This window comes from Microcoleus sp. PH2017_08_TRC_O_A (assembly GCF_020738665.1).
Taxonomy (GTDB): domain Bacteria; phylum Cyanobacteriota; class Cyanobacteriia; order Cyanobacteriales; family Microcoleaceae; genus Microcoleus.
In genome coordinates this window covers 133203-146888 of record NZ_JAEQCE010000021.1, presented here as the reverse complement: position 1 = coordinate 146888, position 13686 = coordinate 133203, and the positions used below count along the sequence as shown (strand labels likewise).

The 13686-nt window shown below is 45.6% G+C and carries 13 protein-coding genes and 1 pseudogene; 5 read left to right on the top strand and 9 right to left on the bottom strand.

What is annotated here, in order from left to right; all coding sequences use genetic code 11:
- A partial coding sequence (locus tag JGK22_RS09480; RefSeq protein ID WP_293181163.1) for a DUF4351 domain-containing protein occupies positions 1-406 on the top strand: 406 nt, incomplete at its 5' end.
- A 107-nt stretch (positions 407-513) separates the two neighbouring features.
- Here JGK22_RS09480 and JGK22_RS09475 read toward each other — a convergent pair.
- The 5 genes and pseudogenes from JGK22_RS09475 to JGK22_RS09455 form a co-directional block, all read right to left on the bottom strand.
- A complete protein-coding gene (locus JGK22_RS09475; protein ID WP_293181160.1) occupies positions 514-1287 on the bottom strand; it encodes a class II aldolase/adducin family protein in 774 nt (257 codons plus the stop codon).
- A 67-nt stretch (positions 1288-1354) separates the two neighbouring features.
- Positions 1355-2074: a hypothetical protein gene (locus JGK22_RS09470; RefSeq protein WP_293181157.1), complete on the bottom strand. Its 720-nt coding sequence runs from the start codon at positions 2072-2074 to the stop codon at positions 1355-1357.
- 165 nt (positions 2075-2239) lie between these two features.
- Positions 2240-3487, bottom strand: coding sequence for an NAD(P)/FAD-dependent oxidoreductase (locus tag JGK22_RS09465; RefSeq protein ID WP_293181154.1), 1248 nt, complete (start codon positions 3485-3487; stop codon positions 2240-2242).
- 24 nt (positions 3488-3511) lie between these two features.
- On the bottom strand, positions 3512-3673 hold the full coding sequence (gene rd, locus JGK22_RS09460) for a rubredoxin (protein ID WP_293181151.1): 162 nt from the start codon (positions 3671-3673) through the stop codon (positions 3512-3514).
- Between the two features lie 258 nt (positions 3674-3931).
- A pseudogene (locus JGK22_RS09455) lies at positions 3932-4243 on the bottom strand (DUF433 domain-containing protein).
- 80 nt (positions 4244-4323) lie between these two features.
- Here JGK22_RS09455 and JGK22_RS09450 point away from each other — a divergent pair.
- The 3 genes from JGK22_RS09450 to JGK22_RS09440 all read left to right on the top strand — a co-directional run bounded on the left by JGK22_RS09450 (position 4324) and on the right by JGK22_RS09440 (position 8917).
- Positions 4324-4998 carry a polysaccharide deacetylase family protein gene (locus JGK22_RS09450; RefSeq protein WP_293181145.1) on the top strand — a complete coding sequence of 225 codons (675 nt, stop codon included), beginning with the start codon at positions 4324-4326 and terminating at the stop codon, positions 4996-4998.
- 131 nt (positions 4999-5129) lie between these two features.
- Positions 5130-7250 (top strand): hypothetical protein, encoded by a 2121-nt coding sequence (locus JGK22_RS09445; RefSeq protein WP_293212647.1) that lies wholly within the window; start codon positions 5130-5132, stop codon positions 7248-7250.
- Between the two features lie 185 nt (positions 7251-7435).
- The gene (locus JGK22_RS09440; RefSeq protein WP_293181139.1) at positions 7436-8917 is read left to right on the top strand and encodes an S-layer homology domain-containing protein; all 1482 of its coding nucleotides are present in this window, start codon (positions 7436-7438) and stop codon (positions 8915-8917) included.
- A gap of 243 nt (positions 8918-9160) precedes the next feature.
- Here JGK22_RS09440 and JGK22_RS09435 read toward each other — a convergent pair whose 3' ends face one another.
- From JGK22_RS09435 to JGK22_RS09425, 3 genes are all read right to left on the bottom strand, one after another.
- A complete protein-coding gene (locus JGK22_RS09435) occupies positions 9161-10357 on the bottom strand; it encodes a sulfotransferase (RefSeq protein ID WP_293217763.1) in 1197 nt (398 codons plus the stop codon).
- The gene (locus JGK22_RS09430; RefSeq protein ID WP_293312738.1) at positions 10354-11205 is read right to left on the bottom strand and encodes a hypothetical protein; all 852 of its coding nucleotides are present in this window, start codon (positions 11203-11205) and stop codon (positions 10354-10356) included. Before JGK22_RS09430 ends, JGK22_RS09435 begins: the two co-directional genes overlap by 4 nt.
- A 341-nt stretch (positions 11206-11546) precedes the next feature.
- Positions 11547-12209: a glycerol-3-phosphate ABC transporter substrate-binding protein gene (locus JGK22_RS09425; RefSeq protein WP_293181130.1), complete on the bottom strand. Its 663-nt coding sequence runs from the start codon at positions 12207-12209 to the stop codon at positions 11547-11549.
- Positions 12210-12411: 202 nt separating this feature from the next.
- Between JGK22_RS09425 and JGK22_RS09420 the strand changes: the two genes are divergently transcribed.
- On the top strand, positions 12412-13086 hold the full coding sequence (locus JGK22_RS09420; protein ID WP_293181127.1) for an acetoacetate decarboxylase family protein: 675 nt from the start codon (positions 12412-12414) through the stop codon (positions 13084-13086).
- Between the two features lie 386 nt (positions 13087-13472).
- On the opposite strand, the gene JGK22_RS09415 is transcribed toward JGK22_RS09420, so the two are convergent.
- Entirely contained in the window at positions 13473-13640 is a 168-nt protein-coding gene (locus tag JGK22_RS09415) for an orange carotenoid protein N-terminal domain-containing protein (RefSeq protein WP_293181124.1), read from the bottom strand.
- Between the last annotated feature and the right edge of the window lie 46 nt (positions 13641-13686).

Sequence of the window (13686 nt, the reverse complement as noted above, 5' to 3'; positions counted from 1 at the left end):
TTGGACTTATTTTATCAAAAATGCTCCCGAACTGGAGGAAATACCGGAAAAATTTGCATCAGTACCCGAAATGCAAACAGCTTTTAATATCGCCAACAGGTCAAGTTTAAACCTTGAGGAATTACAAGCATTAGAAAAACGGGAAATGTTTTTTGAAGACCAACGCGGTGCTGTTATCAAAGGGATGCAAGAAGGTCGCCAAGAAGGCCGTCAAGAAGGTCTAATTGAGGGACAAATAGCATTAATTTTGCGTCAAATCACGCGACGTACTGGTGAAATACCAGCAACAATCCAAACTCGCATCCAGCAGTTATCTTCCCAACAATTAGATGATTTAGGTGAAATTTTGCTAGATTTTACCAGTCAACAGGATTTGATAACTTGGTTGGAATCGATGTCAGCATAAAAGTATGACCCACCCTACAAGTCTAGAGTAGGGTGGGGATCCATCTATAATCTACAAGTTTGTTGAATATCTGGTAGCGACGCACCCTACCAATTATCACCACATAGCTAATCTAACAAGTCTGGTTCTCGGCGCACAATCATGTCATAAAGTGGTTGAAAGCTAAACCATCCCATGCGGTGAGAGCCTACTTGCTGCTGTGTCAAACGAGCACATTCTGGCTTGATGAGAATGGGTTTTCCGGCTGCTTCGGCCATTAACTGCGCCTGACAAGAACGTTCCATTGCAATAAACCACCAAGCTGCTTCATCTACTGTTTCACCTACTGTTAACAGTCCGTGATTTTGTAAAATAATTGCTTTTTTATCTCCTAAAGTTTTGGCGATGCGTTTAGCTTCTTCGATTTCCAAAACAACTCCGGTGTAATCGTCAAATAAAGCGTGATCCTCATAAAAAGAACAAGCATCTTGAGTCAGCGGGTCAAGCAACTTGCCCAAACTCGACCAACTTTTGCCGTAGGGTGAATGGGCGTGGGCTGCTGCGATTACGTCGGGCCGGGCTGCGTGAACTTGCGAATGAATGGCAAATGCTGCTTCGTTTACGGGTTTATTTCCTTCAACAACTTCGCCTTTGTGGTTGACTAAAATTAGGTCGCTGACTCCAATTAAACTAAAGTGCATTCCAAAGGAATTTACCCAGAAATAATCTAGGTGTTCGGGGTCGCGGACGGTGATGTGTCCGGCAATTCCTTCGCTGAATCCGAAACGACCAAATAATCTGAGTGCGGCGGCTAAACGCTGTTTGCGGTGGCGGCGTTCTTCTTCAATTGAGTTGAATGTCGGCGGTTGAAAAGTGACTTTTGGAACTTTTACTGCAATCATATATTTGGGAATTGGGAATTGGGAATTGGGAATTGGGAATTGGGCATTGGTTGTTATTTGTTATTTGTTATTTGAGCCGCGTTTCCTCAGACTTTTGACTGACATCCGTTACCTCCGCTACAGAATCCGTTGCCGAACTTCCTTCGCTCAAGCGCAAACCTACTATGTTTTTGCAGTCGAAAGTGGCGTTATTGCCGGGGCGCCGTTCGATTAATTCGATGATTTGTCCGGCGGGGTTTTGCAGAAACCACTGGGTTAATGAACCGTAGTTTAAAGGTTGATCTGACAGGGGCTTGAAGTTTTTATTTTGCCATATTGTAGCAGCATTCTGCACGTTTTCCACTCGAATCGCGACGTGGTGAACTGCTGCTAATCCTCTTTCTTGCTGGAAGCGGTTTTTTTGGTCGCCGGCTGCGTGGGGCGCATCCAATACTACTAAGCCTCCGGCTGGCATTAATAATGTCATTAAATGCAGCCATAAATCGGAGGGAATGTTAATGTTTTCCGAACAAAAGTTAATCGGGAATAAGTCGGGGCCTTCAACTGTTTTGGCGCCGAAGGGGCGAAAAGATTCGGCGTAGTTTTCGAGTTGAGTGCGACTGGGAAATGTGATGACAAAGTGGTCGATCGCAACTTTTTCGTCGTACAGGTGTGTTTCAAACGTCCAGGTTGTTAAAAATTCGGGAGTGATAAATTTGGGGTTGAATTCCAGTAAGCCGTTGTTTTCGAGGAAAGGTGAGTCAAGGTGGCGATCGAACTTTAGGGTTTGTAGATTCAAGTTTTTCATGTCTCTCACCCGATGTTAAGTACGCAAAACTGCGAATTTTGTCTGCATTCTGAAGTTGACGCACAGTTGATGCGCCTTGATTCAAAAATAACACAAAATTTAATACTGGCAAGCCGATCGCAAGTCCCAAACCTCGATCGACCAATCTCAAAGCCTAAAATAGTATCATTTGCCGATCGCGATTCCAGCCAACCACGCCGTAGTCCACGCACTTTGGAAGTTGAAACCGCCCGTCACGCCGTCGATATCCAAGATTTCGCCAGCAAAGAATAGTCCGGGACAGCGGCGACTTTCCATTGTCTTGAAATCCACTTCCTTGAGGTTGACACCGCCGCAGGTGACGAATTCTTCCTTAAATGCGCCTTTTCCTGCGATTTGATATTCGCCTTGGACGAGTTCGAGGAGGAGTTTATCGATCGCCTTATTGGATAAGTCAGCCCAGCGTTTTTGTTCGTCAATGCCGATCGAACTTGTCAAACGTTCCCAGAGGCGGCGCGGCATCGGAAACGGACAGCTAGAGACGATTAATCGGTGCGACAACTGCGATTTGACTCCCAGCAGTTGCTGCCGCAAAACCTCTGCATTGTACTGGGGAAGCCAATTAATCAGCACAGATGTTCGATAATGGCGATCGTGCAAAAATCTCGCACCCCAAGCCGAAAGTTTGAGTACAGCAGGGCCACTGACACCCCAGTGAGTGATTAACAAAGGCCCGCTTTGTTCTAATTTTGCTCCCGGCAATTTCACCTTAGCATTCGGAACCGAAACTCCGGCTAAATCTTTGATTCTGTTATCAGCAATATTAAAAGTAAATAGAGAAGGGACTGGCACTTCTACAGTATTACCTAACTCTTTTGCCCATTTGAAACCCGACGGATTGCTACCTGTAGCGAGTAAAATGCGATCGCACTTAAAACTCTCCCCCGACTTCAACTCAACTTCAAATGTAGAGGCAATATCCCCGTGACCGTCTTCTGCGCCATTCCCCATTAACTTCTTTACATAAACGACTGCATCGCCCGTGCGAATTCTCACGCCTGCATCCTCAGCAGCGCGGATCAAACAGTTAACAATTGTCGCCGAATCGTCTGTAATCGGAAACATTCGCCCATCTTCTTCTGTTTTCAATTTCACGCCGTGACTGGCAAACCAATCAACCGTATCGCGGGGTTGAAATCGAGTAAAAGCACCGCGCAGAGCTTTTCCACCTCTGGGGTAATTCTGCACTAAAACACCGGGGTCAAAACAAGCATGAGTGACATTGCAGCGTCCGCCGCCAGAAATGCGAACTTTTGCCAGGACTTGGCGGCCTGCTTCTAGTAAAGTGACGCGGGCTTGCGGGTAGGTTTTAGCGCAGGTAATTGCACTAAAAAAACCCGCAGCGCCACCGCCTATGACTGTAATTTTTAACATTCGATCGGACAATTTTTTTCTCGCTTATTCTTCTGGTTCAAAATCGGATTTTGTCACCCCGCAAGTGGGACAAACCCAATCGTCTGGGATATCTTCAAAGGCTGTACCGGGCGCTATGTCTCCGTCGGGGTCGCCTACTTCTGGATCGTAGACATAATTGCAAGTTGTACAAACGTATTTTTGCATTTGCTTCGCTCAATTTTATATTGTTAGCTAGTAAATTGTACATTACAGATCAACTTTGTGCAATACCAGAAAAATTAAATCTTTCACAAGTTACAATTCACAATTATCAAATAGACCTCGGGCAAAAATAAATAGGATGCTGCTCAGAGCATCGTCCCACATTTTTTTGGGTGCAGCGGCTTGTGCAAGCAAATATGTTTGTAGGGGCGAAGCATGACCTCGGTAAATATGGGATTATAACTAATAATTTATATGCGGTCATGCGAGAGTCCTCTTCAAAAACCAGATGCACCCCATAGATTCTGCTTCCAAGCACTCCCACTCAGCATTTTCTGCTGCTATATCCGTGTCGATTTGGTCTTTATTCGCAAAATAGTAGGCTAATGCCCCATGAATTTGTGCTAAAGTCAAGTGCGGTATTTCATCAATGATTTGTTGTGGAGTCATCCCGGCATTAAAATCAATAGCAATGTTTTATACTGTAATTCTAGTTCCTGCAATTCGCGGGCGGCCGCCGCAAGTTCCCGGCGTGCTGACAATTAGCGTTCCAATATCAACGGCAGTTGTCATATTTACCTCGATTGAGTTAAGTTTAATTTATTGTAATGCAGCTTCATTTCTACCCGATCGCACTTTCGCAACATTAACCAATGCCCTTAGCACCTTTGTTTCCTGTCGTTCATCCCATTCTCAAATCGGCTTTTCCCAAATGTCTGTGGACGGGAGATATCAACAGCCGAGAAATTGCCCTAACATTTGACGACGGGCCGCACCGGCTGCACACACCTCAATTGCTAAAAGTTTTAGATAAATACGACATCAAAGCGAGTTTTTTCTGGCTGGGTTTTTGCGTGGACAGGCATCCAGAAACGGCTAAAGAAGTATACGATCGCGGACACTGGATCGGCCTCCACGGCTACCAGCACGTATCGTTTGCCAAACTCAAAACTCACGAACTCAAACTAAGTTTAGCAGACACGCAAAAAGCAATTAGCAAAGCTTGCGATTTAGACCCAAAATTAATCCGCGACGTGCGGCCGCCAAACGGCATTTTTACGCCGCGAACATTAGAGTTATTGCAACAGTGGGAATATCGCCCGGTAATGTGGAGTGTTGTCCCGGAAGATTGGGTGCGGCCGGGGGTGATGAAAGTTACGAGTCGCGTCGTGCAGCAAACAGAAAATGGTTCAATAATTGTACTGCACGACGGTTATTGCGGCGGCGAAGATGTGGCGACTTCTGCTGATAAAATTATTCCATTGCTGTTGTATAAAGGTTACAAGTTTGTAACAATCGATCGCCTTTGGCAACAAATTTCTGCCTGATGGCGTCAGTGCGATCGCTCCTGGAAACTCAAAAATCTGGTTTTAAACGGATATTAAGGGTTTCAGCAAGTATTGCGATCGAAAAACCCGGTTTATGTTCAAAAGTTCAATTTAGGAAAGAGGACGCGAAGATGGCACTAAAAGCAGACACTTTTTATAACCCGTCGCGCTTGGTAGGAGACGACACATCGAAAAATGTTACGCTTTTCGTGGGACAACTTGTTAATTTTTCTGGGGGAGGCTGGTTGTTGGGCGGAGAGGATACTGTAACGGGTTCCTCAGATGCAGAATTGATTCTAGGGAATGCTGGTGACGATCACATTTTTGGCAATGATGGCAACGATTCACTTTATGGCGGCAAAGGCGAGGATTTGCTGGTAGGAGAAAATGGCAACGACTTACTCAAAGGCGAAGTAGGCAACGATTCTCTCATCGGTTTGACAGGCGACGACATTTTGCGGGGAGGAAAAGGTAATGATGCACTGTTTGGCGGCTTCGGCAACGATACTCTCAACGGCGATATTGGTGTAGATACTCTCACCGGAGACGAAGGCAATGACGTATTTGTACTCACAAATAAACTCGGCGGTTCTACAGTTGCTCTAGCAGATACTATTACTGATTTTGACAAGGGCGAGGATAAAATTGCCTTAGCAGAAGGGCTTCAGTTTGAAAATCTCAGAATTTTGCCCGACTCTCAAAATCCAAACGATACTGTAATTCAGCAAAATACAGGGGAGTTTTTGGCAGTTTTAAAAGATGTTAGCAGCAGCACTTTAGCTCGATCGGACTTTATTGTTCCCGGCACGTTAGCCTTTAGCACCAATGATTTCATCACCAATGAAAGCAGTGTTTCCAAAACTGTCACCGTGACTCGCACAGACGGCAGTGACGCTGCTGTCAGCGCTACAGTAACGCTGGATTATCCCAATCCATTTGTTGGGGCCAGCCTGCGGCCATCAAACTTAAATGCTGCCTTTTTTCCAGTCAAGTTAGGTACAGTCAATTTTGCCGCTGGAGACACTACACCTAAAACTGTTAATATTCCTTTAGTCGATGATGAAATTCGTCATTATCCTCGATCGGCTTTGCTGACATTGACCGAACCTACGGGCATCACCAATATTAGCACGCAGAATACAGCTACATTAAAAGTTCTAGACGATAGTAACCCACCCTCTCCGATTGAAACCTTCACTTTCGTCAATGCGATCGCAGCCGACGGCGATCGACTGCTCTTCGGAGGCATCGCCCCTTTTGTAAAATCTGCAGGATCTGCTAGCTTGTTGGATACCAATACGGGGAAATACGTGCAGTCTTTTTTTCCGCCGGGGCCGGGATATCCTGTTGTTGTATTTGGCACTCAAGTCGCTCTAGCTAACAACAAAGCCCTGATTGCATCTGACTACAACCAATCATATCTGTTTGATACGAATACAGGTGGCTTACTCCAAAGCTTCAGCACTGACAATACCAAACTTTCTAACTTGGACGCTGCTAGAAAAGTCGCCTTTGTTGGTAACAACGTTCTGATTTCTCCCCCTCCAGACTTACCTTTCAGTTATCAAGAAGTGGCTCCTGCATACGTGTTTGACTCCAATACAGGCGCGCTACTCCAAAGTTTTTTCAGTCCCATCCCGAGAAATCTTTTTCCGATCGAATATGCAAGTGCTGTCGGAAACAAAGTTGCGATCGCAGGCTTAACAGACAAACCGTCCATTAATGCAGCAGTTTATCTGTTCGATAGCATCACCGGTCAACTTCTCCAGACTTTACCAAGCCCAGATCCTGGAGACGGCAGCTTTACTTTCGGCAAGGCGATCGCAGCAGTTGGTAATGATGTTCTCATCGGAGCGCCATTTGCCGATAGCGGTAGGGGTGCAGCGTACCTGTTTGACGGCAATACAGGCTCATTGATCCGAAAATTTTCCAACCCAAACCAACCCGATTTCAACTTATACACAAACGATGGTTTCGGAGGTAGTTTGGCAGTTACAGACAGTGAGATTCTGATTGGAGCCAGCTCTTACGAGTCTCAAGGCGCTGTATATCGCTTTAACAGTACAACAGGGAACTTGATAGAGACTTATTTGGGTACAGTTCCACCAGGAGCAACTTTATCCTTTCCGCCTACAACAGTTCTAAGAGTTAGTTCCTTTGGGGATAACATCGCGATCGCAGGTGACAAAGTTGCTATCACCTATATTATTCCACGCTTCCGTGTATCAGGCGCTACTGCTGCTTTGTTTTAGCAGAGATAGTCAGAAACGAGGGTTTTTTACAATAGGAATTACGCATTCCCACCAAAGAAACCGGGTTTTTCACCTAATTTGAGGGCTACAGCCAAAGATTTTCGTAAAAAAAGCCGGTTTCTTTAATATGAGTGCATAAGTGCTGTAGGTTTTGGTATATTTGCGAATTATGAGGAGGCTGTGGTATGGTTCGATCGCACAAACGTCAAGCTGTCATCGCTTTAGTGGTAGCCCTGGGGATAATCATCGGCAATTTAGTGTTTCCCGGCTTAAATGTAGCGCCAGCATTGGCAGAAGCCAAATTTAAAGATGTTAAAGACCATTGGGCTCAAGCCTGCATAGAAGAATTAGCCGAGAAAAAAATCATCAGCGGCTATTACGAAGACGGCACTTTTCGCCCGAACCGCCCCGTCAGCCGCGCTGAGTTTGCAGCGATGCTGCGGAGGGCTTTTCCTGATGCCAAAACCGTCCGGAATCCGATCGACTTTGCAGATATTCCCACGAATTACTGGGGTTATAAAGCAATTCGAGAAGCATATCAAACGGGTTTTATGTCCGGTTCCAGTGGTAGTATTTTTAACGCGACTTTGAACATTCCCCGCTGGCAGGTTTTGGTCGCCTTAAGCAGCGGCTTGAAATATACGCCTGCTGGTTCAGCGCCTGAGATTTTGAATGCGACTTTTGAAGATGCGCGAGACATTCCCGAATTGGCGAGAAATGCGATCGCCGCCGCCGCCGAAAAACAACTTGTGGTCAACTATCCCGCCGTCAAACAGCTAGAACCGACACGCAATGCAACGCGCGCCGAAGTAGCAACTTTTCTGTGTCAGGCGATCGCCAAACCCGGCAAAACAGCCTTAGTTCCCTCGCAATACATCGCGCAAGTTCCGCCGAATATCGGCCCGCCGAGAACCACAGAAATCTCGGAGTTTGGGAAAGTTAGGGCAGAAGTGTCTTTTGTCAAAGAAGCAGAAAATGCTAAAAATATCCGCATCAAAATTATCCGTGACGGTAAAACGTTACTAGAAGAACCAGTGCTGATTCCCACTCGTTCTCTAGCAGACAATCCCGACAAAAAAGCCAGCGACGAAGTATCCGAAGGGCGTTTGTTATCCGTGCGAATCCGCGATTTGGACGGCGACAAGGAACCGGAAGTGCTGGCAGATTTAGTCTCAATTAAAAGCGGCGTCCGCTGCTGCAATTATTCGTTTATTTACCGCTACGACTCAGCCGCGAAGAAATACACTCACATCAAGCATTTTTGGGGCAATGTGAGTTACGAAATTGTCGATTTTGGCAAAAATGATATCCCGGAGTTCAAGAGTCTGGACGGGCGATTTGCTGAGGCTTTTACCAATTATGCGGATTCTCGCTTACCGCTGCAAATTTGGCAGTACCGGCCAGGTAAAATGGAAGATGTTACGAAGCAATATCCGGTGGAAGTATACACCAATGGTGCTGAGTTGTGGCTGGAATCTCGGAAGCGATCGAGCGAAGATGCAGAGGTAAAAGGCGTGTTGGCGGCCTTCATGGCGAGCAAGTATGTCGCGGGCCAGGAGGCAGAAGGTTGGCGGTTGTTGGAGGGAGTTTATCAAGGGCGCGATCGCACTCAATTCTTTGGGAAGTTGCGCGAGTTTTTGGTGAGCACTGGTTATGCGAGTAAGTAGGTTTGGATTTTTTTAACCGCAGATGAACGCGGACAAGCGCGGATAAGATGTAGGGTGCGCTAGGCGCACCTTAACTGGTTAATTATCTCAATCATGGATGCAAATGACACTCTCATGGTGGCTAATTTTTAGGTACGTAGTTGCGCTTCAGCGCTCTTATATATATAATACAAGAGCGCTGAAGCGCAACTACGTACCTTATATTTAATATGACAGTTGCATCTAGGACTTTATTTATTTTGCTTACCATTCAAAGTCTCTCTGCACATATTCGGCTAATTCTCGATTGTGCGGCTGAAAATATTCGCGCAGTCGCTGACAGACAACATCATTCGCGGGCTGATAATTCCCACCGTTATATTGTTTGTAATCGCTGAGTTGATGATCTGGTAAATCTAAAAAATCAAAGACTTGGCTGAGTGTCGCAGCCGGATTTGCATAAAATTCTTCACTCTGCAATATTAAAAACTGTTCCCTGGGAAAAAGATTCATCCACTGTTTGAGACTGCAAGCATAAAGACTCTTATAAATATAATGACAATCTTTCCAATAACTTTTATCTGCTAAACTTGTTTCGGTAGCGTCTGCGAGTAATTGTAACTCGGCATCGATCGCCTTTTCAAACGTCCTGGATTCCGTTCCGCGCCTCACCAGCATTTGATAGTGCGACAAAGCGCGATCGACTGGATTTCGCAAAATCACAATCAGCTTAACTTTTGGCAAACATCCGTGCAATCTTGACGCAGCTAGCGGGTGAGTCAGATAAGTCGGAGTTGCTTCTCCTGTCAAAAAATGATGCGCGTCTATTGGCGGCGGAAAGTGCGCTTGATACCAAGCTAATCCTTTGTTGAAATGTTCTGAGAAGAAACAGATTTCTTTATTGGCAGCGGGTAAAATCTGAGGGTGTGCAGTGATATATTTGTAGAGAGAAGTTGTGCCGCACCTCGGAGAACCGATGATGATGAAATCGGGTTCGCACAATTGGGTTGAATTCCATTCTACTTGGGACAGTTCCGGGCGAGATGCTACAGTTTGCAAGCGGACTGCGGTTTGAAAAAGTGCGATCGACTCCTGGATTTTTCCCTGCTTGCTCAGCGCCACAGCCAAGTTAATGTAGGCTAAGGGAAAATTTGGCAAAATCTCGATAACTTCGCGGTACAGAGCCACCAAACCGTCAATGAGAGGAGAATCTTTGGGGAGGGGCGCGTACATTAACGGGAAGTAAGCGGCGGTAAAGTTTGGTTGCAGGAGAATGGCTTTTTGGTGACAGGCGACGGCTGCGGCAATTTGGCCGTTTTGTTGCAGGGCTTTTCCTAAATCGTAGTAAGCTGAGGGCGAATTGGGATTTTGGACGATCGCATTTTCGTAAAGCGCGATCGACTGTTGCAATTTCCCCTCTTCCTTTAGTGAATCTGCCACAGAACTGTCATCAAAGTTCATACTGGAATCCTGTAATAACCGCGCATCATCACCTTAATATCTAAATGCTTCATTTGGGCCGTAGAAGCATCGTGAATCATATTTTCAGTCGGTGCAATATAAGCCTCACCCGGTGCAATTCTCAGCTTCACCACCGGATATTCTGGGTAGCGCTGCATAAACTGATAAGTTAACTGTCGCGTCCAAGGTTTCCCAATATCAGCACCAGAACATCCCAGCATTTGAAAAATGTCCATCTCCGTCAAATTCACAAACAAAAAATAACGGCTGTCCCGCCCTAAATTCACACAAATCCGATTAGTAGCCTCCTGCTTTTTATCCAGGGGCAGATTGTCCCAACTATCAGTATGCAAACCGTTGCGACAACCGCGTTTGTTATCAATTGTCGCCGTACTCAATCCCGGCTGTCGGCCTCCCATACCGCTGATAACTGGCGGCGAATCCGACAGACAAAAAGGCTTAAAATAGTCAATTAGTCGATCGAGTATCTGTCCGCATTTTTTCTGAGACTTAAACTCAGCCACCTGTAGGGGAGTGGTTAGCGAAGCGATAGCAGCATCAGCCAACAAAGCCAAAACATCCGCAGGTAAACGCACAATTCCGACACCCGCATAGTGGGGCGGCGGTTCGTCTGTCCAAAGCAGTGCCGACTCTGCGGGCGTCGGTTCCCTCCAAGGTTCTTTGGGCATAAAAGCACCTTCACAATACTGAAGGCTATCGGGCGAAGTGTCAACAGCTAGCTGCGTACCCGAACTCAGCCACACTCGGGGAATTGTGCACTCTTTTGTAGTTTCTAACTCCAGATTTTGACAGCGATAAATTACTATACTTTGACGGAGATTGCACATTATTTAATATTGCTCAATCGCACTTACTAAAAACCTGTTTGCAGCATCGAACTTTAGTCATATATTCCCTATTTGAAGTTCGTAGTAAGGACTTTAGTCCTATCTTCTAAGTTTCAGGTTCGTAGTAAGGACGGGAGCATCTCACTTTTGCAAAAAAGCAATTTCTTTACAGTGCGAGCGTCCCCGCTCGCGATCTATACTCGCGAGCGGGGACGCTCGCACTGTAAAATCAAAACATCAAAACTGAGATGCTCCCGTAAGGACTTTAGTCCTATCTTCTAAGTTTGTAAAGCAAGGACTGAAGTCCTGACTGCGAACTTTTTAAAGTTGGGAAATCTTGCTTAATGAGTGCAATGCGTGCAGTGAGTGCAGTGAGAACACATCGCCCCAACCTCAAACCCTTCAGCATTCGGGAACTGCCAGAGAGTTTGTGTTAAAGTTGTGCGATCGACATTCTGGCGAGGAACCGAAGAAAAAGTCAAGACGCGGGCTTCATCGTCTGTGCTTTCCACCAAAATTTCGCCCTCAGCAACCTTAATTGCATCTCGGTGCAAAATGCTGATCCCGAACATTCCAGTCATTCCCAATTCTGACAGTTTACCCGCAATTTCATTCAGGAATTCCGAGTTATTGACAACTGCTGCTGAGCGTTCAACTGCTGCCAAAACAGCTTCAGTAACGCGGACAAATTCTAAGGGAAACCAAACCCATTCGCCTGATGCTTGATTTTGTTCCACCTTCCACATATAAGGAATAGCATCGCCGTATTCTGCGGTTGGCTTGACATAAGCATTGTTGCCATCAAACTCTTCAACCAACCTCTCGTTATCCGAGAGGTCAAAGTGTTTGTGAAGCAAGCAGATGCCCACCTGTTTTTGCAAGCCGTGACTGCGGATGATAGCACCGAGTTCGGTCATGTTGTCTTGGGCTTGTTCCAGCAGGTCTCTTGCCGTGAAAAAATGCTCTAAACTATCGAAAACATCTGGCTTGTAAGATGTCAGCATACAGGTTTAGGTTCCTTCTAAATATTCACTAAGTAGACGATATTTAACTTTTGCTCAAATGTCAACTAATTGCTCGCTATTCGCAGATTAATCTTTCTTATGCGTGAATATACCGGGATTTTATGAAAAATACCAAAACCTGTTGCTGTTTTAGAGCCTAAGCTAAAATAAATATAAAATATCAGATCTAAAATCACTTAAAATGGTATATTCACCTGCTCCTTGGCACCTGCAAGGTTATGCTGTTCAGACTTTGCAATTGGTAGATGTAGCACGAGTGCGCCCCTTGGTTCCCTCTGAGTTAGAAATTGTCTGTTTATTGCCAGGAAAAACGCTAGGTGGCATTTATATATCCTCCTACGGGCTGGGTTCCGTGATGGAGTACAATGAGTTAATTGTAGTTAGCGCGATCGCCAGTTATGCAGGAAAATGGGGCGCTTGGATTTCGCACATCTACGTAGACAACCCTAACTCAGTAGCTGGCGGGCGCGAAATTTGGGGACTTCCTAAAGAATTAGCTCAGTTTAGTTGGGAAGGCAGCGATTCAGTAAAAGCATCACCGCTAGGCTACCGCGTCACAGTTAGCCAAGGAAATCTGCAACTGTGCAGTCTCAATTACAGCAAACAAAGTTTTGGATTTCCCCTACCTTTGAGCGGAAATATTTTTAGCGCCGATCGCACAAATTTGCTAATGTTTAAAGGAGAGTTCCAGTCTCGCATCGGCTTTATCAAAGGCGAAGTAGAAATCTCTGAAGAGAGTCATTTTGCCAATCTAAATTTAGGTCAGCCATTGCTCGCAGTTGGCTGCGAAGAGATGCATTTAATTGCAGGTGCGCCGAAACTTGTAGGGAACATAGCTGCTGAATTCACTTATTAGCTGGAATCGGTAGGTGGGCAATATAAATATATAGCGGCTATCAGAAAGATGAGGTACGTTGTTGGGCTTTAGCCCTCTTTGTCTGGGAGGTTATGTAAGCTGTCAGTCATACCTCATCTTTCTGAGAACCGCTATATAGCCTTTCTTAAAAAGATGAGGTACGTAGTTGGGCTTGGGCCCTCTTCGTTTAGTGGTTATATAAGCTGTCAGTCATACCTCATCTTTCTGAGAACCGCTATATATCTTTTGCAAAATTCCTTTTAATCAAATTTTGGAACGGGCAAGATGCCCGTTCCACAAAAAGAATTTTTTCTGTGGAACGGGCAGAAGAGCCCGTTCCTAGCTATTTTTGCAAAAGGTTTAATGCCCACCTTACTTTACTCAAATTAAATGCCAGCGCCCGGAGCGACTTGGGCACCCATTTCTAAAACTGTACCGCGCAGGAAATCAATTTGCTCTTGAAAGTCCATGCCTTGAATCTTTCCTAATAAAGCTTGTCCAGCTTCGGGAAGTTGATAGTTAGGAGGCACGGGAATAATAGTTCCTTCATCCATTACCACCTTCTAAAGTAGGGTTCGTAGTGAGGACTTCAGTCCTTCT